Raw genomic sequence first — 22,549 nt, 5'->3', positions numbered from 1 at the left:
CGACAGTGCCGCCGGTCAGTACGGGCGACGTCGCGGGATCGTTCAGCACTTATGGATGACGTAATCAATGCACCGCGTCAGCGCCTCGACGTCGGCCGGATCGACCGTCGGATACAGCGCGACCCGGAGCTGGTTGCGGCCCAGCTTGCGGTACGGCTCCGTGTCGACGATGCCGTTCGCCCGGAGCACCTTCGCGATCGCGGCCGCGTCGACGCTGTCGGCGAAGTCGATTGTCGCCACCGCCTGCGACCGCAGCGCCGGATCGGTGACGAACGGGCTCGCCACCGCCGAGCGCTCCGCCCAGCCGTAGATCGCCGCGGCGCTCTCGGCGCTGCGCTTGGCCGCCCAGCCCAGGCCGCCCTGTGCGTTCATCCAGTCGACCTGCTCGGCCGCCAGGAACACCGTCGCCAGGGCCGGGGTGTTATAGGTCTGCTCCAGCCGGGACTGCTCGATCGCCGTGACCAGATCCAGGAACTGCGGGATGTAGCGTCCCGACGCCTTGATCTCGTGCGCGCGCTCGATCGCGGCCGGTGACATCAGGGCGATCCACAGGCCGCCGTCCGAACCGAACGCCTTCTGCGGGGCCAGGTAGTAGACGTCGGTCTGGGTCAGGTCGACCTCCAGGCTGCCGCCGCCCGAGGTGGCGTCGGTCAGCAGCAGCGCGCCGGGGTCGGCGCCGGCCACCCGCCGCACCGGCACGGCCACGCCGGTGGAGGTCTCGTTGTGCACGCTGGCATAGGCGTCCACCCCCGCCTCGGCGGTCAGGTAGGCCGCGCTGCCGCCCGGCGCCTTGTGCACGGTCGGCTCGGCGAGGAACGGCGCGTCCCGGACCGCCTTGACGAACTTGGCGCCGAACTCGCCGAACTCGGCGAACTGGGCCTTGTCGCGGATCAGCCCGAACGCCGCCGTCTCCCAGAACGCGCTGGTGCCGCCGTTGGAGATGATCACCTCGTAGCCGTCGGGCGCGGAGAAGAACTCGGCGATGCCGGCGCGCAGCCGGGCCACCTGGTCCTTCACCGGGCGCTGCCGGTGCGACGTGCCCATGAGGGTCGTCGCCACCCGGGACAGCGCTTCGACACCCTCCGGACGGACCTTGCTCGGCCCGGAGCCGAACCGCCCGTCGACGGGCTTGAGGTCGTCGGGAATCCGGATCGGGTCAGCCACAGGGGGTCCTTCCAGGGGGTTGATCAGCCGTTACAGATTATGCGGCACCGCGTCCCAACCCTCGACGTCCTGGGGCTTGCGCGGCTCGGGTCCGATGTAGCGGGCGCTCGGGCGTACGATGCGGCCGAGCCTCTTCTGCTCGAGGATGTGCGCGCTCCAGCCCGCCACCCGGGCGCAGGTGAACATCGAGGTGAACATGTGCGAGGGCACCTCGGCGAAGTCGAGCACGACCGCCGACCAGAACTCCACGTTCGTGGCCAGCACTCTGTCCGGCTTGCGGGCGTGCAGCTCGGCCAGGGCGGCCTTTTCCAACGCCTCGGCGACCTCGAAGCGGGGCGCGCCCAGCTCCTTGGCCGTGCGCCGCAGCACGCGGGCGCGCGGGTCCTCGGCGCGGTAGACGCGGTGACCGAAGCCCATCAGCCGCTCGCCGCGGTCGAGCACGCCCTTGACGTAGCCCTCCGCGTCGCCGCCGCGCTCGACAGCCTCGATCATGTGCAGCACCCGGGACGGCGCGCCGCCGTGCAGCGGCCCGGAGAGCGCGCCGATGCCCGAGGAGATGCAGGCGGCGGCGTCCGCGCCGGTGGAGGCGACGATCCGGGCGGTGAAGGTGGAGGCGTTCAGGCCGTGCTCGGCCGCCGAGATGAAATAGGCGTCGACGGCCTTGACGTGCCGCGGGTCGGGCTCGCCGCGCCAGCGCTTCATGAAGCGCTCGACGATCGTCTGGGCCTTGTCGATGTCCTTCTGTGGCACGGCCGGCAGGCCCAGCCCGCGGGCGGCCTGCGCGACGAACGACAGGGCGGTCACCGAGACCCGGGCCAGGTCGGTGCGGACCTGCTCGTCGCCGATGTCGAGGAGCTGGCCGAGCCCCCAGTACGGCGCGAGCATGGCGACCGCGGACTGCACGTCGACGCGGATGTCGCCGGAGTGCACCGGCACCGGGAAGGGCTCGGCCGGCGGGAGCCCGGGCCCGAACCGCCCGTCGACCAGCAGCGCCCAGACGTTGCCGAACGAGACCTGACCGATCAGGTCCTCGATGTCGACGCCTCGGTAGCGCAGCGCGCCGCCTGCCTTGTCGGGCTCGGCGATCTCGGTCTCGAAGGCGATCACGCCTTCCAGGCCCGGCTTGAAATCGGACACGATGCGCCTCCTGGCTCCCGGCTGGACTTAAGCCGTGGGTGTTTCATCTTGCCCGCTGGGTGACCGGTGGTCGACCCGCGGATATGTGCTGTCGGCGACACCTATCCTCGCCGAGGGGACGGGCCCCCGTCCGGGACTTAGGTTCGTTTGGTCAATCTCAGCCAAGGGAGAGCGTGTGACCCCGGAGCCTCCGTCGCCCGCCGGCATGCGGCACGACTACACCGAGCGGGGCGCACTGCTCGAGGCCGACCTGGCCGGCGACTGGACCAGCCAGTTCGCCCGCTGGTTCGCCGAGGCGAGCGCGGCCGGGCTGCCCGAGCCGAACGCCATGATCGTCGCCACGGCCGACGCCGGTGCCCGGCCCAGCGCGCGCACGGTGCTGCTCAAGGGCTACGACGAGCGCGGTTTCGTCTTCTTCACCAACTACACCTCCCGCAAGGGCACGGAGGCGCTGGCCAACCCGGCGGCGAGCCTGGTCTTCCCGTGGTTCGCCGTGCAGCGGCAGGTGCTGGTGGCCGGCGCGGTCGAGCAGGTGGACCGGGCCGAGACCGAGGAATATTTCGCGACCCGCCCGCGCGGCTCGCAGCTCGGCGCCTGGGCCAGCCCGCAGAGCCAGGTGCTGCCCGACCGGGCCGCCGTCGAGGCCGGGCTGGCCGCCGCGGTCGAGCGCTTCGGCACCGAGGGCCCGGTTCCGCCCCCGCCGCACTGGGGCGGGCTGCGGGTGATCCCCGAGACGGTCGAGTTCTGGCAGGGCCGCGGCAACCGGCTGCACGACCGGCTGCGCTTCCGCCGTACGGCCGTCGGTTGGATCGTCGAGCGGCTCGCTCCGTGAGTCAAGAGCCGGCCGAGGCCGTCGGGAAGCGGCGCAGGAGCTGGGTCATCGACGTCCAGCCGCTGCGCGAGATCGCCTACCGGCGGATGTGGATCGGCAACGGGGTCTCGTTCTTCGGCTACCAGTTCACCGCGGTGGCCGTGCCGGTGGAGATGTACGCGATCACCGGTTCGTCCGCCTGGGTGGGCCTGCTCGGGGTCGCCGCCCTGGTCCCGCTCCTGATCTTCGGGTTGTGGGGCGGCGCGGTCGCCGACGTGGTCGACCGCCGCAAGCTGCTGCTGGCCAGTTCCGCGCTGGCCTGGCTGGCGACGGTAGGCCTGCTGGCCCAGGCCCTGCTCGGCCTGCACAGCCCGGTGGTGCTGCTGGCGCTCACCGCCGTGCAGTCGGCCGGCTTCGCGATCAGCACCCCGGTCCGGCAGGCGATCATCCCGCGGCTCGTGCCGGCCGGCCTGATACCGGCGGCGAACACCCTGTCCTACACGACCACCACCGCCGGCGGCGTGCTCGGCCCGCTGGCCGCGGGCCTGATCCTCGGCGCCTGGTCGACCGACGCCGGCGTGACCATCGCGTACGGGGTCGATGCGCTGCTGTTCGCCGTCTCGCTCTGGGCCACCTTCCGGCTGCCGCCGATCCCGCCGGTGCAGGACGACGGCGTGACCGCCAAGCCCACCGCCGGCCTGCGGGGTATCGCCGCCGGCCTGCGGTTCCTGGTCACCCAGCCGGTGCTGCTGCTCTCCTTCGCGGTGGACATCATCGCGATGGTGCTGGCCATGCCGCGGGCGCTGTTCCCGGAGATCGCCGAGGAGCGCTTCGGCGGCGGTTGGGCGGTCGGCTGGCTCTTCGCCGCCATCGCGATCGGCTCGATGCTCGGCGGCCTGACCTCGGGCTGGATCGGCCGGATCAAGCGGCAGGGTGCCGCGCTGGTCGTCGCCGTCGTGGGCTGGGGGATCGCGGTCGGCCTGGCCGGCCTGGCGCACTCGCTCTGGCTGATGGTGCTGCTGCTCGCCGTCGGCGGCGCCGCGGATCTGGTCAGCGCCGTCTACCGGATGTCGATCCTGCAGACCTTCGCCCCCGACCGGCTGCGCGGCCGGCTGCAGGGCGTCTTCACCGTGGTGGTGGCGGGCGGCCCCCGGCTCGGCGACCTGCGGGCCGGTGCGACCGCCGATCTCACCGGCCCGACCGCCTCCTGGGCGGGTGGCGGTTTCGCGGCCGCTGGGCTGGCCGTCGGGCTCGCGCTGGCCTTCCCCGCCCTGCTTCGCTACCGTCCCCCCGCCGACGCCGAGACCAACCGATAATGTCAGCGGCATGACTGACGTCGTGGCGGCGAAATCTGGACTGCAGTGGGCTATCGAGGCCGATGGCCATCGGGCCGTGATCGCGGAGGTCGGCGGCGTGCTGCGGCACTACTCCGCGGGCGAGGCCGAGGTGCTGGACGGCTTCGGGCCGGACGAGATCTCACCCGCCTCGGCCGGCCAGATCCTCGCGCCGTGGCCCAACCGGATCCGCGACGGGCACTACACCTTCGAGGACACGGCCTACCAGCTGGCGCTGACCGAGCCGGCCCGGCACAACGCGATCCACGGGCTGACCAACTGGTCCCGCTGGAAGCTCGTCGAGCAGGCGAGCGACGCGGTGACGGTGGAGTTCGACCTGCCGCCGCAGATGGGCTACCCGTGGTCGCTGACCCTGCGGACCAGGTGGAGCGTCTCCGCCGACGGCCTGCGCTCCGACCAGGAGGTCGTCAACAACAGCGACCGGAACGCGCCCTGGGGCTTCTCGGTCCACCCCTACCTGCGGTTGCCCGGCGTCGCGGTCGACGACATCCTGCTGCACGTGCCCGGCCGCAGCCGGGTCCTGGCCGACGCGCGGCTGCTGCCGATCGGCGCGGTCAAGGTGGCCGGCACCGAGTACGACTACACCGAGCCCCGGCGGATCGGCGAGGCGGTGCTCGACACGACGTTCGGCGACCTGGAATACGCCGCGGACGGCGGCTCCGCGGTCACCATCTCGGCGCCCGGCGGCGGCCGGTCCGTCACGGTCTGGGGCGACGAGAGTTTCCGCTGGTGGCAGGTCTTCAGCGGGGACACGCTGCACGGCGAGCGGTTCCGCCGGTCGGTGGCGATCGAGCCGATGACCTGCCCGCCGGACGCGTTCCGCTCGGGCCGCGATCTGCTCGTGCTGGAGCCGGGCCAGACCTGGCGGGCGTCCTGGGGCGTTCGGCCCTCGGCGGCCTGAGCATGGAATTCGACGAGGTGCTGCGCCGGCGCCGGATGGTCCGCACGTACGACCCGGACCGGCCGGTGCCGCCGGAAGTCGTCGACAAGCTGATCCGGCATGCCCTGCGCGCGCCGTCGGCCGGTTTTTCCCAGGGCTGGGGCTTTCTCGTGCTGAGCGAGGCGGCGGACCGTGAGCGCTACTGGTCGGTCACCGCGCCGCAGGGTGACTCGGCGGCCGAGCAGGCGGCGGCCGGCTCGTGGCTGGACCGGATGCGCTCGGCGCCGTTGATCATCGTGGCGCTCTCCAACAAATCGGTCTACCTGGACCGCTACGCCCAGGCCGACAAGGGCTGGACCGACCGGGACGAGAGCCGCTGGCCGGTGCCGTACTGGGACATCGACACCGGCTTCGCCGCGCTGCTCATCCACCTGACCGCGGTGAACGAGGAGCTGGGCTCGCTGTTCTTCGGCGTGCCGGCCGACCGGGTCGGCGCGTTTCGGGGTGAATTCGGGGTTCCGGAGGAGTTTGTGCCGGTCGGCGCGCTGACCGTCGGCTATCCCGCGCCCGATAAGAGGTCACCGTCACTACGCCGGGGGCACCGCCCGGTGGACGAGGTGGTGCATCATGGCCGATGGACCGCGACCGGTGCGCCGTCCGCGAGCGAAGCCTGACAACGGGTGACGACGCCGCGGTGCGGACCGGTCGCTAGGCTGGCGGCTCGCTAGGCTGACAGACAGATCTGCCCGCCGGGCGGGCCGAACATGCGTGAGTGACCGGAGGGGAGCGTGCCGTCGTGATCTTCAAAGCGGTACGGGACGGAGCGCCGTACCCCGACCATCACACGACACTCAAGAGATGGGCCGAGATCCCGCCCCGCCCGATCCGGCTGGCCGACCTGATCACGACCAAGCGTGAGCTGGCCCTGGACAAGCTGCTCGCCGAGGATTCGACCTTCTACGGCGACCTGTTTCCGCACGTCGTCGAGTGGCACGGCGGCCTCTACCTGGAGGACGGCCTGCACCGCGCCCTGCGCGCCGCGCTGCAGCAGCGCAACCAGATCCACGCGAGAGTGCTCGTCATCGACAACTAACACCGCTAGTTTATGGGTATGGCCGTCGTCTCTCCGCTCGATCTGCTCGACCTGGACGCCCTGCTGACCGACGAGGAGCGCGACATGCGCGCGCTCGTCCGGCGCGTCGTCGACGACCGGGTCCGTCCCTACGTCGCCGACTGGTACGAGCGCGGCGAGGTGCCGGTCCGCGATCTCTCGCTCGAATTCGGCAAGCTGGGCCTGCTCGGCATGCACCTGACCGGCTACGGCTGCGCCGGCGCGTCCGCCGTCGCATACGGGCTGGCCTGCCTGGAGCTGGAGGCCGCCGACTCGGGGGTGCGCTCGCTCGTCTCCGTGCAGGGCTCGCTGGCGATGTACGCCATCTGGAAGTACGGCAGCGAGGAGCAGAAGCAGCGCTGGCTGCCCGGCATGGCCGCGGGCGAGCTGATCGGCTGCTTCGGTCTCACCGAGCCGGACCACGGCTCCGACCCGGCGAACATGGCGACCCGGGCCCGGCGCGACGGCGACGACTGGGTGCTCACCGGCGGCAAGATGTGGATCACCAACGCCCCGGTCGCCGACGTGGCCGTGATCTGGGCCCGCACCGAGGAGGGAGTGGCCGGTTTCGCCGTGCCCACCTCCACCGCGGGATTCTCCGCCCGCGAGGTCAAGCTCAAGCTGTCGCTGCGCGCCTCGGCCACCGGCGAGATCACCCTCGACGACGTGCGGGTGCCGGAGTCGGCCCGGCTGCCCTCGGCGCGCGGCCTCAAGGCCCCGCTGTCCTGCCTGACCGAGGCCAGGTTCGGCATCGTCTGGGGCGCGCTGGGCGCGGCCCGCGACTGCCTGGAGACCGCGATCGCGTACGCGGGCAGCCGCGAGCAGTTCGGCCGCCCGATCGCGGGTTTCCAGCTCACCCAGGCGAAGTTGGCAGACATGGCGGTTGAGCTGCAGAAGGGCTACCTGCTCGCGCTGCACCTCGGCCGCCGGCACGACGCGGTCGGGCTGCGACCGGAGCAGGTCAGCGTCGGCAAGCTGAACAACGTCCGGGAGGCCATCAAGATCGCCCGGCAGTGCCGCACGATCCTCGGCGCCAACGGCATCAGCGGCGAGTATCCGGTGCTCAGGCACGCCAACAACCTCGAAAGTGTGCTCACGTACGAGGGCACCTCGGAGATACACCAGCTGGTCATCGGCCAGAAATTGACGGGTTTGAGCGCCTTCGCCGGCTGACCGGATGCGAGTGTCGTACCCCTTCCGTACCGTGGACGGCAGAAGGAGGGGGTGAGCATCGATGGCCAGTTCGAATGAGATCGACGACCCGACCCGGGAATATCCGGAGGTCGACGACCAGGTGACGACCCGCCCCGACGCGGCGCCGGCAGATCCCGCCGAGGAGCCTCGGCCGGGCCTGGGCGGGTTCGCTCGCGTGATCATCTTCACCGGCGTGGTCTTCGCGCTGATCGTGGGCATGTGCCTCGGCCTGCGCGCGCTCAACGTGCTGCCCAGCTTCGACAACCCGTTCTCCGACAAGACGACCGACCGCAGCCAGCCGGTGCTGCTGCAGTCGATGCGCGACCTGAGCCGCTACGTCGCCGCCGACGGCACCTTCCAGGTCATCGTCGACCTCCAGGAAAACAAGGAGAACATCCCCGACTTCCTGGTCAACAAGCGCACGCTGTTCGTGGGCTCCGGCACGGTCGAGGAGTATGTCGACTTCGGCAGCCTCGCCGAGGGCGCGCTCAAGGTCAACAATGCCGACAAGTCGGTGGAGATCGAGCTGCCCGCCCCGCAGCAGGGCCAGGCCGCCCTCGACATGGAGCGCAGCTACGTCGTCGCGGAGGAGCGCGGGCTGCTCAACCGCATCGGCGACGCGTTCAGCAAGGATCCCAACCAGCAGCAGCGCGTCTATCAGCTCGCCCAGCAGCGGATCACCGAGGCGGCCAACGGCAGCGGGCTGGATCAGCGCGCCCGCGACAACACCGAGAAGATGCTCTCGGGGCTGCTCACCAGCCTGGGCTACACCTCGGTCAAGGTCACCTTCGCCAGCCCGTGACGCGAGAGTCCAGCCCGTGACACGAGAGTCCAGCCCGTGACGCGAGAGTCCAGCCCGTGACACGAGAGTGGCGCCCCTCCCCGCGGCAGGGGAGGGGCGCCGCTTCGTCAGGTCACTCGTTGGGCAGCAGGACCCAGAGGATCAGGTAGATCAGGAACTGCGGGCCGGGCAGCAGGCAGGACACAACGAAGATCAGCCGCATCACTCCGGAGGACATTCCGAACCGGCGTGCCAGGGCGGAACAAACGCCGGCGATCCATCGGTCGTCGCGGGGCCGGGCCAGTCGGCGGGTCACGTCACTCACTCCCCATCGGTGCTGGTCGCGGCCGAGCGCCGCAACCACGTTCAACGGTAGGCACCAGCGGCAGCTCCGCCCTCGGTCCCGAGGTGGAGAAGGCCCCTCACGTTCCCGTAAGGGCTACCCGTACCCGGCGGGGGGCCGCTGTTAACATCGGGACGATTCCGCCCCCTCCAGCACTGTGTGCATGGGCGGTCTGAGGTGGGAGGGATGTCTCGGTGACGCTCGCCGTGCTGTGCGGGAGCACCGGCAACGATCTCGACCCGGGCACGGCCCGTCGGCTAGCCGACGAGCTGACCGCGGCACTGGCCGCGGCCGGGGCCACCACGGTCGCCCCGGTGGACGGGCTTGACGTTGCGGGTCAACTGCGGGAGATCGCCCGGCTCGCGGCCGGGGCCGCCGAGCCGCTGCTGCTCTGCGCCGACAACCTGGTCGGGCATCCGAGCCTGTTGCGTACCCTGGCGACCGAGCCGGCCGGCCGGAGCACCGCCCTGGTGGTCGCGCAGTCCGGTGGTGACCTGCGCGAGGAGCGCGGTCGCCTGGTCCTGGCCACCGAGGGGACGACGCGCTTCCTGGGTGCGATCAGCATCGCCCCGGCCGACCTGCCGATCCTGGTGGCGGCCGCGCAGGCGGCCGAGGTTTCGCCGGAGGCGGGCGGTGCCACGGGCCTGGCCACCACGACTGCCCAGCGCGACACGATCGACGTGCTGCTGCGGGCGTTGCTGGCGGCGGGGCTGGTGCCCATCGCGACCCGGGTGCGCCTGCTGCACGCCGAGCGGGTGCACACCCCCGCGGAGCTGGAGGCCGCCCGGGCCGCGGTCGCCGCGGTCGACGAGGACGCCGCGTTGCTGCGGCTGGCGGTCAAGGAGAAGGACGACTTCTTCACCACGTACGCGGTGAGCACCTGGTCTCCGCTCGTGACCAAGCTCTGCGCCCGGCTCGGCCTGTCCCCGAGCGAGGTCACCGGCATCTCCGTGCTCTTCGCCGGGGCCGCCGCGCTCGCCTTCTGGCAGGCCTCGAGGCCGGCGCTGATCGCCGGCGCCGTCCTGCTCTTCCTCGGTTTCGTCCTGGACTGTGTGGACGGTCAGCTGGCTCGCTACACCCGGCGCTTCGGTGCGTTCGGCGGCTGGCTGGACACGATGGCCGACCGGGCCAAGGAATATGCGGTCTACGCCGGTCTCGCCGCCGGTGCGGAGCGGGCCGGGTTGCCCTACGCGTGGCCGCTCGCGATCACCGCCATCGTGCTGCAGACGGTCCGGCACATGACCGACACCTGGTACGGCGCCCTGCACGACGAGGCCGCCGCCCGCCAGTCCGTCGGCACCGCCGGCAACACCGATGCCGGCGGCGGCGTGGGAGCGCGGCTGAGCCGGGCCTCGAACCGGGTCCAGGCGGACACCGGGTCGGCCGCGTACTGGCTCAAGCGGATCGTGGTCTTCCCGATCGGCGAGCGGTGGGCGCTGATCGCCGTCCTCGCCGCCCTCACCAACGGGCGGGTGGCGCTGGCCGCCGTGGTGGGCTGGGGCCTGCTCGCCGCCGCGTACACGCTGGGTCTGCGGTCATTGCGCTCGATCTCGATGCGCGTCGGCGTGCTCGACACGGTCGACACGTCGCGGCATCGCGACGACGGCCTGCTGGTCCGTGGCGTCCTAGGCGCCGCGAAGGTCAAGGCCCCGCTGGTCTGCACCGCCGTCGCGGCGCTGGCCGCGCTGGGGCTGGTGATCGGCCTGCTGGCGGGCTGGGTGCCGGGCGGCACCGACTGGGGCCGATGGGCTTCCGGCGACCTCAGGGTGGAGCTGATCCGGGCGGGCGACGCCTCGGTCTGGCTCGTCGGGACCGCGCTGCTGGTGCTCGGCGCCGGTCTCGCGGCCCGGACGCGACACGCCGGCCCGTTGGACTGGCTGATCCCGGCCGGGCTGCGGGCGGCCGAATACCTCATGGTGGTCGCGGTCGGGCTGATCTGCGCCGTGCCGCCACCCGTTGTTTACCTGCTGTTGTTCGTGCTGGCACTTGATCACTACGATCTGACCGCCCGGATGGAGAAGGGTGCGCCGGACGCCACCGCGGCGAGGGCACGGCTCGGCTGGGACGGCCGGGTCGTCATACTGGTGCTGGGTGCACTGGGCGGAGTCGCCACAGTCGGGGAGTTGGTGCTCGCCGCTGTCGTCGGCGGCTCGTTCCTCTCGGCGGCGGTCAGCGACTGGCGATCCGGAGGTTCGTGATGACCCTGCTCAGCGTGGTGCTGCCCGTGTACAAGGTGCAGGGTTACCTGCGCCAGTGCCTGGACTCACTGCTTGAGCAGTCCTTCACCGACTTCGAGATCATCGCCGTCGACGACTGTTCGCCGGACCACAGCGGCGCCATCCTGGCCGAGTATGCCGCGCGTGACCCCCGGGTCCGGGTGGTCACCTCGCCGGAGAACGTCGGTCTCGGCCGGGCCCGCAATCTCGGCCTCGATCACGCCACCGGCGAGTACGTCTGGTTCGTGGACAGTGACGACTGGCTGGCCCAGGGCGCGCTCACCGCGGTCGCCGACCGGCTCGCCGACACCTCCTGCGACGTGCTGATCATGGGCTTCGACCGGGTGCACGGCGACGGCCGGGTGGTGACCGCCGGGGCCGGAAGGGTGCTCGCCGAGGCCCCGGAGACCTTCACGCTGGCCGAGTGGCCGCGGGTGCTCAAGGTGCTGCACGTCGCCTGGAACAAGGTCGTCCGCCGGGAGCTGCTGACCAAGATCGACTTTCGCTTCGAGCAGGGCTGGTACGAGGACGTCTCGTTCACCTTCCCGGTGCTGGCGGCCGCGGAGCGGATCAGCGGGCTGCCGCGCGCCTGCGTGCACTACCGGCAGCGGCGGACCGGCGCGATCACCCGGACCCTCGGCGACCGGCACTTCGAGATCTTCGATCACTGGGAGCACGCGTTCACCATGGTGGACGCCTATTCGGCGCAGGCCGAGCTGTTGCGACCCCCGCTCTTCAGCCGGATGCTCTGGCACTACGTCTCGGTGCTGCACAATGCCGAGCGGGTGCCCCGGGGCTCCCGCCGCCGCTTCTTTGAGCGGATCGTCGAGCACTACCGCCGGTACCGGCCGGCCGGCGGCTACGAGCCGCCGGCTCAGGACGCGCTGTCGTACAAGTTCATCGAGCGGAACTCGTTCCGGCTGTTCCGGGCGCTGGAGCTGGCCACCCGGGTGGGCAAGAAGGCGCGACGGTTCAAGCGGGTGTCGGTCCGCAGGGCTCGCAAGGTCGTCAACCGGGTGCGTGAGGGCGTGTACCGGGGCTATTACCACCTCCAGCTGCGCGGGCCGGTCGACGACAAGCTTGCGCTGTACGCGGCGTACTGGTATCGCGGGGTGAGCTGCAACCCGGCGGCGATCGCCGGCAAGGCCGCCGAGCTGGCACCCGACGTGCGCAACGTGTGGGTGGTCGGCCGGTCCCGGGTCCAGTCCGTGCCGCCGGGCACCGACTACGTGGTGGCCGGTTCCCGGCAGTACTACCGGGCGCTGGCCCGGGCCCGCTGGCTGATCAACAACGTCAACTGGCCGGGCTGGGTGGTCAAGCGCAAGGGCACCACGCACGTGATGACCCACCACGGCACGCCGCTGAAGATGATGGGCATGGACCAGGCGGATCACCTGGCCGCGGCCAAGGACCAGGACTTCGGGGCGCAGATGCGCCGGGCGGACCGCTGGGACTTCAGCATCACGGCGAACGCGCACACGACGGTCGCCTGGGAGCGGGCGTATCCCTGCCGGTACGAGACGCTGGAGGTCGGCTACCCGCGCAACGACCGGCTGGCGGCCGCGACCCCGGCGGACGTCGCCGCGGTGCGCGCGAAGCTGGGCATCGCCCCCACCGAGCGGGTGGTCCTCTACACGCCGACGCACCGGGAGTGGCTGCGGCCGGAGCAGCAGGTGCTGGATCTGGATGCGTTCGCCGACCGGCTGGGGCCGGACTCCGTTCTGCTCGTCCGGGCGCATTACTTCCACGTGACCGCGGCGCAGCGGGCCGAGGCGCGGCGGGGACGGATCATGAACGTGTCGGCGTACCCGGTCGTCGAGGACCTGTATCTCGCCGCCGACGCGATGATCACCGACTATTCGTCGGCGATGTTCGACTATGCCGTGCTGGACCGGCCCTTGGTGATCTTCGCGCCCGACTGGGCGGCCTACCGGGAGCTGCGCGGCGCCTACTTCGACCTGATGGAGCTGCCGCCGGGCGCGGTGGCGACGACCTTCGCGGAGCTGGTCGACGTCTTCTCGACCGGCGCCTATTCCGGCGACGCCGCGGCCGGGCAGCGGGCCCGGTTCCGGGAGCGGTTCTGCTATCTCGACGACGGCGGGGCGGCCGAGCGGGTCGTGCGCCGGGTGTTACTGGGCAGTACCGGTAAGTAAATCTTCCTGTCGTTCCTGGTGGGCCCGGGACCTCCGGTGGCCGCCGCACCACGCTGCCACCTGCACAGACGGTGCATTTAGTGGTGCTCTGCGACGTCCATAAATGGGTGACGAACCGGTAACTGTCGGCAAATGGCACGTTCACCCGATGGTAGGCATCGATGGGTGTGGTCACGCTAAGCCATCGTCGCAGCTCAACCGCAGGAGGTTGACGGTGTCCACCGTCGCGCTCAAGGACGTCACCAAGATCTGGCCGGACGGTACGGTCGCTGTCGACCGTGTCAGCCTCGATGTCGAGGACGGCGAGTTCATGGTGCTGCTCGGGCCGTCCGGCTGCGGCAAGTCGACCGTTTTGCGGATGATTGCCGGTCTGGAGGACCCCTCGACCGGTGCCATTCTGCTCAACGGCGAGCCGGTCATGGATCTCGCTCCCCGTGACCGGCGCATCGCCATGGTCTTTCAGGACTTCGCGCTTTATCCGCACATGAGCGTCGGCGACAACATCGGCTTCCCGCTGAAGCTCTCCGGCGTCGAGCCGGGGCCGCGCGGCGAGCGGATCGGCGACGTGGCCAGCGCGCTCGGCATCGGCGACGTGCTCGCCCGCAAGCCGGGCCAGCTCTCCGGCGGTCAGCGCCAGCGGGTCGCGATGGGCCGGGCGATAGTGCGCCGGCCGGGCCTGTTCCTGATGGACGAGCCGCTGTCCAACCTGGACAGCGGGCTGCGCGCGGAGCTGCGCGCCGAGATCACCGGGCTCACCCGAGAGCTCGGCGTCACCACCATGTACGTCACCCACGACCAGGCCGAGGCGCTGACCATGGCGGACCGGGTGGCGATCATGCGCAAGGGGGTGCTGCAGGACCTGGGCACGCCGACCGAGGTGTACGGCCGCCCGGCCACCCTCTACGTCGCGGCCTTCCTCGGCGCCCCACGGATGAACCTGCTAGAGGCGTCCGTCTATGTGCACCTGGACCGCTACATCGCGCTCAACCTCGGAGAGCAGGCCCTCTACCTGCCCTGGAACGACATCCGGGCGCGGGCCATCTCGCACTACCACGGCGAGCGGATCGTCGTCGGCATGCGCGCGGAGGCGCTCACCCCGGTCGCCCCGGACACCCCGGGCGACGTGCTGCAGGGGCGCATCCGCTACCTCGAACACCACGGTCACGAGTCGCTGGCCTTTCTCGACATCGGGGCGACCGCCGTGGTCGTCGACGAGCTGGGCAAGGCGGTCACCGACACCGACACCGAGACCGGCGCGCTGCGCCGGATCGGGGGAGCGCTGCAGCGGCTCACCAAGCGCCCGGACAAGGCCGTGCTGGAACGCGAGGACCCGGAGAAGACGTCCGTGCTCAGCGACCCCGGCCGGCATCACCGGCGGCCCGCCGAGCTGGCCGTCCGGCTGGCGCCCTACCCGGCGGTCTCGCCGGGGCATCCGCTGGCGATCAGCGTACGGATGGACGCCCTGCACTTCTTCGACGAGCGCGGGGATCGCATCGATATCGGTTGGCGCTGAAAAGTCTGATGAATCGACCTCTCGCCGAGGTTGACGGGATGGCATATCGTCCCGCCTACGTCGGTGCGATGGCGTATCGACGTCGTTGAGGTGGAGGAGGGGACGGACGTGGCCAACGCATCCGGACTTCTGGTGATCGAACGCATTCTGCGCGACAGACAGAGCATCTGGCAGCAGGTGGTAGAGGACCGATCCCTCACCCGCCTGACGTCTCAGATGCTGCTCAGCTCGGGGGTGGCACTGGCCTGCTACGGCGCGGTGCTCGGCTCGTTCCACGGCGTGCAGATGGCGCTGACCTCGGCGGTGAAGCTGCCGCTGCTCTTTCTGGTGACGCTCGCCATCTGCCTGCCGACCCTGTACCTGTTCAACCTGGTCTTCGGCGCCCGGCTGTCGATCCGGCAGTCGCTGGCGCTGGTCATGGTGGCCCTGACCGTCACCGCGATGCTGGCGATGGCGTTCGCGCCGATCGCGCTGTTCTTCCTCATCACCGCACCCGACTACGGGTTCTTCAAACTGCTGAACGTGGCCATCCTGGCGCTCTCGGCCCTGGTCGGGCTGCGCTTCCTGACCGGCGGCATGCGGGTGCTGAACGAGAACGGCCTGCTGGCGCCGTTGAAGCCGGCAGTGCAGCAGCAAGCGCCGGCCGCGGCTCCGGCCACTCCTGCGCTCGCTTCCACCGCCGCGCCCACCGCAGCATCCACCGCCGCGCCCGACGCCGTGCCGGCCAACGGCAGCGGTGGCACCGCGACGATCACCGCGCCCGCGCCCGCGCCCGCACCCGCGTACACGCCGCCCGTGGTGCCGCCGGGCTACATGCTGACCCCGATCGCGAACCCGCACCAGCGCCCGGTGCTACCGCCGCGGCAGAGCCAGCCCACGCCGCCGAGCATGACCCTGCTCTACGTCTGGATCCTGCTCTTCGGCTTCGTCGGCACGCAGCTGGCGTGGACCCTGCGGCCGTTCTTCGGCAGCCCGGGGATGAAATTCAGCCTGTACCGAGACATCGACGGAAACTTCTACGCGGAGATCTTCCGGACCCTGTCGAACCTGTTCTGACCGAATCCCGATTCCGTTGCTGCCACGGAGGCGGTACGCGGCGTAGGCTGCTCGGCAGTGGAGGAAACTGTCGACCACGACGTGCTGCGTCCGGCTCCGGGCAGGGAGTTGCCGGACGTCACCCCCGTGCACTCCGATCCAGGTCGTTCGTGCTCCGATTCAGGTCGGTCGATCCTGCTGGACCGGCGGTTCGGCCGCGACGGGATCACCGTCGTCCGCCACGAGGTCACCGCGCGGCTGGAAGCCGTTCTGCCGGGCGACCGGTTGGCGGGCTTCGTGCTTGCGATCAACGAAGTGATCACCAACGCCGTGCTGCACGCCGGCGGTCAGGGCCGTATCGTGCTGTGCCAAACCGGCGCGGTGGTGTGCTGCACGGTGACCGACTCGGGGCCGGGCATCCCGGAGCAGTTCCGCCGGCCGCCGGCGGCGCCGGCGGCGTTCGAGGTGGGTGGCCGGGGCATCTGGCTGGCGCACCAACTGTGCGACGAGGTGACGATGGCCACCGGCCCGATTGGGACGACTATCGGACTCTGTCTGAATCTACCCAGCGGCGATACCACGTCTGGCCTGGTCAACCATGGTGCGACGGCCAGCTGAACCAGGAATGAAACGCCGTGGAAATGTGATCGTGCGCATTGAGGCGTGTCGGCCATCCGGGGCGACTACATTGGGCCAGTGCTTGGACTACCTCCTCATGTGACGGCGTGCCTCTTCGACCTCGACGGCGTGCTCACGCAGACCGCCCTGGTCCATAACGCCGCGTGGAAACAGACCTTCGACGCGTTCCTCCGGACGTGGTCCCAGCACGAGGGCCAGCCGTTCGTGCCGTTCGATTCCGGCCCCGACTACCATCAGTATGTCGACGGCCGGCCACGCGCCGACGGAGTCCGGACGTTCCTCGCCTCGCGGGGCATCACCCTGCCCGAAGGCGCGCCCGACGACAGTCCCGACGCGGAGACCGTCAACGGCATCGGTAACCGCAAGAACGAGCTCGTCCTGCAGAAGATCCAGGAAGGCGCCGTGCAGGTCTACCCTGGCTCGGTCGACTACCTGCACGCCGTCCGGGACGCCGGGCTGCGGCGTGCGGTCGTGTCGGCCAGCGCCAACTGCGCGGACGTGCTGCGGGCGGCCGGCATCGCGGACCTCCTCGAGGTGCGCGTGGACGGTGTCACCGCCCGCACGGAAAACCTGCCGGGTAAGCCCGCGCCGGACACCTTCCTCTACGGAGCGAAGCTGCTCGGTGTGACCCCGGAGCAGTGCGCGGTGTTCGAGGACGCTCTGGCCGGCGTGGCCGCCGGCAAGGCCGGCGGCTTCGGCATCGTGGTCGGCGTGGACCGGGTCGGCCAGGCCGACGCGCTCCGCGAGCACGGCGCCGACATCGTCGTGCAGGACCTCGCCGAGCTCCTGAAGTAACCCCCCTTACAGACTTTTCTTCAGTTCGAGAGGCACCACCGTGATCCGTGAACGGGCCTACCCCGTCGACCCCTGGCACATCAGGGAGACCCGGCTGGACCTGGACCTGCTGGCTCAGTCCGAATCGGTCTTCGCCCTGGCCAACGGCCATATCGGCCTCCGGGGGAACCTGGACGAGGGCGAGCCGCACGGCCTGCCTGGGACCTACCTCAACTCGTTCTACGAGCTGCGCCCGCTGCCGTACGCCGAGGCGGGTTACGGCTTCCCCGAGTCGGGTCAGACGATGGTCAACGTCACCAACGCCAAGCTCATGCGCCTGCTCGTCGACGACGAGCCGTTCGACGTGCGGTATGGCGAGCTGCGCTCCCACGAGCGCAGCCTGGACCTGCGCGCGGGCACGCTGGAGCGGGTCGTGGAGTGGGTCTCGCCCTCCGGGCAGGCTATCCGCGTCCGCACGGTCCGGATGGTGTCCTTCACCCATCGTGCGATCGTCGCCTTCCTCTACGAGGTCGAGCCGCTCGACGCCTCCGCCCGGCTGATCCTGCAGTCCGAGCTGGTGGCCAACGAGCAGCTTCCGCCGACCAGCAAGGACCCGCGGGTCGCGGCGGTGCTGGACCACCCGCTGCAGGCCGAGGAGATGCTGGAGCAGCGCACCGGCGGCCTGCTCGTGCACCGGACCAAGGCCAGCGATCTGCGGATGGCCGCGGCGATGGAGCACCTGGTGGAGACGCCGGGCAAGCACGCCGTCACCACCGAGGGCCACCCGGACTGGCTGCGCACCACCGTCGCCTGCAAGCTCGAGCCGGGCCAGAAGCTCCGGGTCGTGAAGATCGCCGCGTACGGCTGGTCGAGCAACCGGTCGCTGCCCGCGGTGCGCGACCAGGTCGGTGCCGCGCTCGCCAGCGCCCGGCTGGACGGCTGGGAGGGCCTGGTCGAGGCCCAGCGGGAATACCTGGACGCGTTCTGGGACCACTCCGACGTCAAGGTCGAGGGTGACCCCGAGGTGCAGCAGGCCGTCCGCTTCGGCCTCTTCCACACCCTGCAGGCCGGTGCCCGCGCCGAGCAGCGGCCGATCGGCTCCAAGGGCCTCACCGGCCCCGGCTACGACGGCCACACGTTCTGGGACGCGGAGACCTTCGTGCTGCCGGCCCTGACCTACACCCAGCCGGCGGCGGCCGCGGACGTGCTGCGCTGGCGGCACTCCACTCTGGATCTCGCCCGGGAGCGCGCGCAGACCCTCGGCCTGCAGGGCGCGGCCTTCCCGTGGCGCACCATCCGCGGGCAGGAGTGCTCGGCGTACTGGCCCGCCGGCACCGCCGGGTTCCACATCGGAGCCGACATCGCCGACGCCGTGCGGCGCTACGTCTCGGCGACCGGCGACCACGACTTCGAGCGCGAGTACGGCCTGGAGCTGCTCATCGAGACCGCCCGGCTGTGGCGCTCGCTCGGGCACCACGACCGGCACGGCCGCTTCCACATCGACGGCGTCACGGGCCCGGACGAATACACAGCCGTGGTCAACGACAACGTCTACACCAACCTGATGGCGCAGCAGAACATGCTCGCCGCGGCGGACGCGGCCAAGCGCCATCCGGAACTGGCCCGCAAGCTGGGCGTGGACGACGAGGAGTCGGCGTCCTGGCGGGATGCGGCGGCGTCGGTGCACATCCCGTACGACCGCGAGCTGGCCGTGCACCAGCAGTCGGAGGGCTTCACCCGGCTGCAGGAGTGGGACTTCGAGAACACTCCGCCGGAGGCCTACCCGCTGCTGCTGAACTACCCGTACTTCGACCTGTACCGCAAGCAGGTGGTCAAGCAGGCCGACCTGGTCATGGCGATGTACGTGCGCGGTGACGCCTTCACGCCGGAGGAGAAGGCCCGCAACTTCGCGTACTACGACGCCCGTACCGTGCGGGACTCGTCGCTGTCGGCCTGTGTGCAGGCCGTGATGGCCGCCGAGGTGGGCTTCGTGGAGCTGGCCCACGACTACCTGGGCGAGGCCGCCCTGATGGACCTGCACGACCTGCACCAGAACGCCCGCGACGGCGTGCACGTGGCGTCGCTGGCGGGTTCCTGGATCGCCCTGGTGGCGGGCCTGGGCGGGATGCGGGACTTCAACGGGCAGCTGTCCTTCGCGCCCCGGCTGCCGAGCCGGATCACCGGTCTGGAGTTCTCGCTGCTCTGGCGTGGCCTGCGACTGCGGGTGGAGGTGACGGCGGAGGAGGTCACCTACTCGCTGCGCAACGGCGGCGGCTCGGCCCGTCTCGACCTGCTGCACCACGGCAAGGAGGTCACCATCACCCAGGTGAAGCCGGTCGTGCTGCCGATCCCGCCGGCGCCGCCGACCGGCCCGGCGCCGACCCAGCCGGCCGGTCGCTCCCCGGTCCGCCGGGCCACCCGGGCCTGAAGACCGAAAAAGAAAGAAGCCCCCGGTCCTCCGCGAGGAGGACCGGGGGCTTCTTCGCGCTGTCGCGCTAAAGCATGGAGACGTGTACGTGGTCCGTATGGTCGCTGGGGCCGCTGTACGAGTGCCAGCCGCTGGCGGGCTGCCAGATCTGCTTGTTCCAGATCACGTAGAGGATGCCCAGTCGGTCGGCGTTACGCACCAGGAAGGCCATCAGGTTGTTGCCGTACTCCCGGGTGTCCCGGTTGTGCCAGGGCGAGAATCCGCTCTTCTGCAGGGACCAGTCGCAGGCGCGGCCCTTGGGATGCTCGAACGGGCCGCCGTTGCGGTGACAACCGACGAATCGGTTGAACCCCGCCTTCTTCACTTCCTTGTACATGTGCGAGGTGCGCGCCGTGATGCAGCCACCCGTGGTCGGGTCGTCGACGTTGCAGGACTCCGGGCCGAACTCGCCGTCGGAGTTGCGCGGCGCCGGCGCGGCGACCTTGGACTTGGCGACCACGAAGCCGCCGGTCACCGTCTTGCCGCCGACCTGGGCCAGGGCCTTCTCGGCCGATTCCTTCTGCTTTGCCATCAGCGCGAAGTTCTGCTTCTGGGTCTTGACCTCTTGGTCGAGGCGGGCCTTGGCCTTGCTCACCGCGTCGATGGCCTCGTCGAGCTCGCGCAGCTTGCCGTCGTTGAGGGCGTTGATCTCCTCAAGGGAGACCGCCTTCTTGAGGAAGCCGTCCGGGCCGTCGGTGTTGAGCAGGAAGCCCATCGTCGATATGCCGCCGGTGCGGTATTGCTGCGCGGCGACCGCACCCACCTCGGGCAGCAGCTTGTCGCGCTTCGCCTCGGCGTCCTTGACGCGCAGGGAGTAGCCGAGCTGAGCCTTGGTCGACTTCGCGACCGCCGCCTTCGCCGTCAGGTAACGCCGGCCCGTGGAGTCGAGCACGTCGTTCAACAGCGGATTGTCGTCGCCGTCGTCGGCGGTGGCCGCCGGGTCGTCCGGGGCGGCATTCGCCGGGGATGCGGGCGCGAACATCATCGCGACCGCGGCGAGCGGTGCCAGGGCGAGAATCTGCCACCGGCGGGGTCTTGCCGTCATTCAGAATCCTTCCGCGTGACCACCGGCCGGGTTAGCTGACGGGTTCGGGACGGAAGCGATCCCTACCACTGACTCGTGGATTCACCCCGGTGTCTCTGTGGTTCCCCGGCTCATCTTGCGACGATTAGATGGTGGGCTGCCGGTGCCTTGGGGGCGGCACCTCTGTGGCAGTAACCGGCGGCCAGCTTACCTGACAACGGCCCAGGTGGCAGGCCTCCCGCGGGCGTAAAAGCGTTACCGCACAACGACTTTCCGTTACCACTCGATGGAATGACGAGGTCATGGGCCGTAACGACATATCAATGTGAGTCGTTGCACTCTCTCTGTAGTCGCTCACCCCGAGTGCTTAGTCGGTCGCATAGGGTACGACGACTGTCGATTCCTAGCATTGATGGGTAGTCTTCGTCACGGTCTCAGCGCAGACCGCCGCCTAATCGCCGCAAGGCGAGCCGGGGAACCACCCGAGTAATGGGGTGAATCGGATCAGCGTGCCCGCGCGGATCCGTAGGGATCACTTCCATCCCGAACCCGTCAGCTAACCCGGTCGGCGGCCGACGGAAGGAATGTTCGTGAGGTTCAAACCCGTCCGCCGGCGATTAGCGACCGTGCTCGCGGTCCTCGTCGCCACCACAGGGCTGGCGCTCGCCGCCCCCACCTCCGCCTCCGCGGCCCCCCGCCCCCTCGCCGCGCCGGGCGACTCGGGCGACGACGGCGAGGGCGGCTCGAAGTCCCTGGTCCAGCAGCTCGAAGAGGCGTCCAAGGGCTTCGTCGAGGCCAAGGAAGCCCTGGAGCGTTCCAAAAAGCGTCAGCAGCAGCTGACCGCCAAGCTCAAGGAGATCGACGCCGATCTCGGCCCCAAGCAGGCGGCGCTGGACAAGATCGTCCAGCAGACGTACCGCACCGGCCGGCTCGGGCCGATGGCGGCGCTGATCACCGCCAACTCCGCCGACAGCATGCTGGACCGGGCGCAGACCCTGGAGATGATCGCCGTCAAGCAGGACCGCGCGGTGCGCGATCTCAAGGGCGTCAAGACCCAGCAGCAGCAGGCGAAGGTGGCGATCGACACCGCAGTCCGTGATGGGCAGCGTCAGGTCGACGTCATGGCCAAGCGCAAGAACCAGGCGGAGAGCGCCCTCAAGGCGGCCAACGCCGCCAGCGCGGCGAACGACTCGTCCGGCGACAGCGGATCAACTACTACCAGCAGCGGCGGCGGCGGCAACAGCTCAGTGGCCTCGGCCGCCCGGCGCAACTCGGACGGCTCGCTGCCGGACGAGTCGTGCAGCGTCAACGACCCGACCACTTCGGGCTGCATCACACCGCGCACCCTGCACGCGATGCAGGAGGCGAAGAAGGATGGTTTCACCCGCTTCGTCGCGTGCTTCCGCGAGCAGAACAGCGGTGAGCACCCGAAGGGCCGGGCCTGCGACTTCGCCGCCGACAAGAACGGCTTCGGCGGCGACGCGACCGGGAGCAGCAAGGATTACGGCAACCGGCTGGCGAACTATTTCATCAGTAACGCCAGCCGGCTCGGTGTGCTCTACGTCATCTGGTTCCGGCGGATCTGGCTGCCCAGCAGCGGCTGGAAGTCGTATTCCGGCGCCGGCGGCGACCCGTCGAGCGATCACACCAACCACGTGCACCTGTCGATGCGCTGACCGAGGGGAGTGCGGGGCCTACCGCTTGACGTAGGCCTCGTACTCCTTCAGCACGTCGTCGGTGGGTCCGTCGGCGCGGATCAGGCCGGACTCGAGCCAGATGGCCCGCTCGCAGGTGTCCCGGATCGACTGCTCGCTGTGGCTCACCAGGAAGACCGTGCCGGCTTGCGCGCGCAGTTCACGCACCCGCTGCTCGCTGCGCCGGCGGAACTTGGCGTCACCGGTGGCCAGTGCCTCATCGATGAGCAGCACGTCGTGCTGCTTGGCGGCCGCGAT

Annotated in this window: 19 protein-coding genes, 1 pseudogene and 2 riboswitches; of the genes and pseudogenes, 15 read left to right on the top strand and 5 right to left on the bottom strand. The window is 70.4% G+C overall.

Annotated elements, in window-relative coordinates; all coding sequences use genetic code 11:
- Positions 1-42: 42 nt before the first annotated feature.
- Together serC and DMB66_RS28640 are read right to left on the bottom strand one after the other, a co-directional pair.
- Positions 43-1,164 (bottom strand): phosphoserine transaminase, encoded by a 1,122-nt coding sequence (serC, locus tag DMB66_RS28645; protein ID WP_125807229.1) that lies wholly within the window; start codon positions 1,162-1,164, stop codon positions 43-45.
- A 30-nt stretch (positions 1,165-1,194) separates the two neighbouring features.
- Entirely contained in the window at positions 1,195-2,301 is a 1,107-nt protein-coding gene (locus DMB66_RS28640; RefSeq protein ID WP_125807228.1) for a citrate synthase 2, read from the bottom strand.
- 205 nt (positions 2,302-2,506) lie between these two features.
- On the opposite strand from DMB66_RS28640, the gene pdxH reads away from it, so the two are divergent.
- The 7 genes from pdxH to DMB66_RS28605 all read left to right on the top strand — a co-directional run bounded on the left by pdxH (position 2,507) and on the right by DMB66_RS28605 (position 8,454).
- Positions 2,507-3,133 (top strand): pyridoxamine 5'-phosphate oxidase, encoded by a 627-nt coding sequence (gene pdxH / locus DMB66_RS28635; protein WP_199752668.1) that lies wholly within the window; start codon positions 2,507-2,509, stop codon positions 3,131-3,133.
- A complete protein-coding gene (locus DMB66_RS28630; protein WP_125807226.1) occupies positions 3,130-4,428 on the top strand; it encodes an MFS transporter in 1,299 nt (432 codons plus the stop codon). Before pdxH ends, DMB66_RS28630 begins: the two co-directional genes overlap by 4 nt.
- A 10-nt stretch (positions 4,429-4,438) precedes the next feature.
- Positions 4,439-5,368, top strand: coding sequence for an aldose 1-epimerase family protein (locus DMB66_RS28625; protein WP_125807225.1), 930 nt, complete (start codon positions 4,439-4,441; stop codon positions 5,366-5,368).
- A gap of 2 nt (positions 5,369-5,370) precedes the next feature.
- Positions 5,371-6,021, top strand: coding sequence for a nitroreductase family protein (locus tag DMB66_RS28620; RefSeq protein WP_125807224.1), 651 nt, complete (start codon positions 5,371-5,373; stop codon positions 6,019-6,021).
- Positions 6,022-6,143: 122 nt separating this feature from the next.
- Positions 6,144-6,440: a type II toxin-antitoxin system VapB family antitoxin gene (locus DMB66_RS28615; RefSeq protein ID WP_125807223.1), complete on the top strand. Its 297-nt coding sequence runs from the start codon at positions 6,144-6,146 to the stop codon at positions 6,438-6,440.
- Positions 6,441-6,458: 18 nt separating this feature from the next.
- Positions 6,459-7,631 (top strand): acyl-CoA dehydrogenase family protein, encoded by a 1,173-nt coding sequence (locus tag DMB66_RS28610; protein ID WP_125807222.1) that lies wholly within the window; start codon positions 6,459-6,461, stop codon positions 7,629-7,631.
- A gap of 61 nt (positions 7,632-7,692) precedes the next feature.
- Positions 7,693-8,454, top strand: a complete 762-nt coding sequence (locus DMB66_RS28605) for a DUF4230 domain-containing protein (RefSeq protein WP_125807221.1) — start codon at positions 7,693-7,695, stop codon at positions 8,452-8,454.
- A 112-nt stretch (positions 8,455-8,566) separates the two neighbouring features.
- Here the strand turns inward: DMB66_RS28605 and DMB66_RS28600 are convergent, their stop codons facing one another.
- Positions 8,567-8,749 (bottom strand): PspC domain-containing protein, encoded by a 183-nt coding sequence (locus tag DMB66_RS28600; protein ID WP_125807220.1) that lies wholly within the window; start codon positions 8,747-8,749, stop codon positions 8,567-8,569.
- 221 nt (positions 8,750-8,970) lie between these two features.
- On the opposite strand from DMB66_RS28600, the gene DMB66_RS28595 reads away from it, so the two are divergent.
- The 7 genes from DMB66_RS28595 (at position 8,971) to DMB66_RS28565 (ending at position 19,534) form a co-directional block, all read left to right on the top strand.
- On the top strand, positions 8,971-10,974 hold the full coding sequence (locus tag DMB66_RS28595; RefSeq protein ID WP_125807219.1) for a DUF5941 domain-containing protein: 2,004 nt from the start codon (positions 8,971-8,973) through the stop codon (positions 10,972-10,974).
- Entirely contained in the window at positions 10,974-13,145 is a 2,172-nt protein-coding gene (locus DMB66_RS28590) for a bifunctional glycosyltransferase family 2 protein/CDP-glycerol:glycerophosphate glycerophosphotransferase (RefSeq protein WP_125807218.1), read from the top strand. Before DMB66_RS28595 ends, DMB66_RS28590 begins: the two co-directional genes overlap by 1 nt.
- Before the next feature lie 214 nt (positions 13,146-13,359).
- Positions 13,360-14,658, top strand: a complete 1,299-nt coding sequence (locus DMB66_RS28585) for an ABC transporter ATP-binding protein (protein ID WP_125807217.1) — start codon at positions 13,360-13,362, stop codon at positions 14,656-14,658.
- Positions 14,659-14,721: 63 nt separating this feature from the next.
- Positions 14,722-15,714, top strand: coding sequence for a hypothetical protein (locus DMB66_RS28580; protein WP_233624894.1), 993 nt, complete (start codon positions 14,722-14,724; stop codon positions 15,712-15,714).
- 57 nt (positions 15,715-15,771) lie between these two features.
- Complete coding sequence (locus DMB66_RS28575) at positions 15,772-16,311, top strand: ATP-binding protein (protein WP_125807216.1); 540 nt, start codon at positions 15,772-15,774, stop codon at positions 16,309-16,311.
- A gap of 78 nt (positions 16,312-16,389) precedes the next feature.
- Positions 16,390-17,127 carry a beta-phosphoglucomutase family hydrolase gene (locus tag DMB66_RS28570; protein WP_125807215.1) on the top strand — a complete coding sequence of 246 codons (738 nt, stop codon included), beginning with the start codon at positions 16,390-16,392 and terminating at the stop codon, positions 17,125-17,127.
- Between the two features lie 40 nt (positions 17,128-17,167).
- Positions 17,168-19,534, top strand: a complete 2,367-nt coding sequence (locus DMB66_RS28565; protein ID WP_125807214.1) for a glycoside hydrolase family 65 protein — start codon at positions 17,168-17,170, stop codon at positions 19,532-19,534.
- 67 nt (positions 19,535-19,601) lie between these two features.
- Here DMB66_RS28565 and DMB66_RS28560 read toward each other — a convergent pair whose 3' ends face one another.
- Entirely contained in the window at positions 19,602-20,618 is a 1,017-nt protein-coding gene (locus DMB66_RS28560; protein ID WP_125807213.1) for a hypothetical protein, read from the bottom strand.
- A gap of 3 nt (positions 20,619-20,621) precedes the next feature.
- Positions 20,622-20,759, bottom strand: a riboswitch (cyclic di-AMP (ydaO/yuaA leader).
- Between the two features lie 276 nt (positions 20,760-21,035).
- A riboswitch (cyclic di-AMP (ydaO/yuaA leader) is annotated at positions 21,036-21,184 on the top strand.
- A 3-nt stretch (positions 21,185-21,187) separates the two neighbouring features.
- On the opposite strand from DMB66_RS28560, the gene DMB66_RS28555 reads away from it, so the two are divergent.
- Entirely contained in the window at positions 21,188-22,273 is a 1,086-nt protein-coding gene (locus tag DMB66_RS28555; protein WP_233624893.1) for a hypothetical protein, read from the top strand.
- 18 nt (positions 22,274-22,291) lie between these two features.
- Here DMB66_RS28555 and DMB66_RS28550 read toward each other — a convergent pair.
- Positions 22,292-22,549, bottom strand: a pseudogene (locus tag DMB66_RS28550) (ABC transporter ATP-binding protein); the annotation flags it as partial.

The sequence above is a fragment of the Actinoplanes sp. ATCC 53533 genome, assembly GCF_003947245.1.
Note: the sequence above shows the minus strand (reverse complement) of the source record. Positions and strands in the feature narration are given on the sequence as shown.

What these genes read in the sequence shown, in the direction of transcription:
- DMB66_RS28610 (WP_125807222.1), top strand. Translation starts at nt 6,459, where the DNA reads ATGGCCGTCGTCTCTCCGCTCGATCTGCTCGACCTGGACGCCCTGCTG.
- DMB66_RS28625 (WP_125807225.1), top strand. Translation starts at nt 4,439, where the DNA reads ATGACTGACGTCGTGGCGGCGAAATCTGGACTGCAGTGGGCTATCGAG.
- DMB66_RS28560 (WP_125807213.1), bottom strand. Translation starts at nt 20,618, where the DNA reads ATGACGGCAAGACCCCGCCGGTGGCAGATTCTCGCCCTGGCACCGCTC.
- DMB66_RS28605 (WP_125807221.1), top strand. Translation starts at nt 7,693, where the DNA reads ATGGCCAGTTCGAATGAGATCGACGACCCGACCCGGGAATATCCGGAG.
- DMB66_RS28620 (WP_125807224.1), top strand. Translation starts at nt 5,371, where the DNA reads ATGGAATTCGACGAGGTGCTGCGCCGGCGCCGGATGGTCCGCACGTAC.
- DMB66_RS28590 (WP_125807218.1), top strand. Translation starts at nt 10,974, where the DNA reads ATGACCCTGCTCAGCGTGGTGCTGCCCGTGTACAAGGTGCAGGGTTAC.
- pdxH (WP_199752668.1), top strand. Translation starts at nt 2,507, where the DNA reads ATGCGGCACGACTACACCGAGCGGGGCGCACTGCTCGAGGCCGACCTG.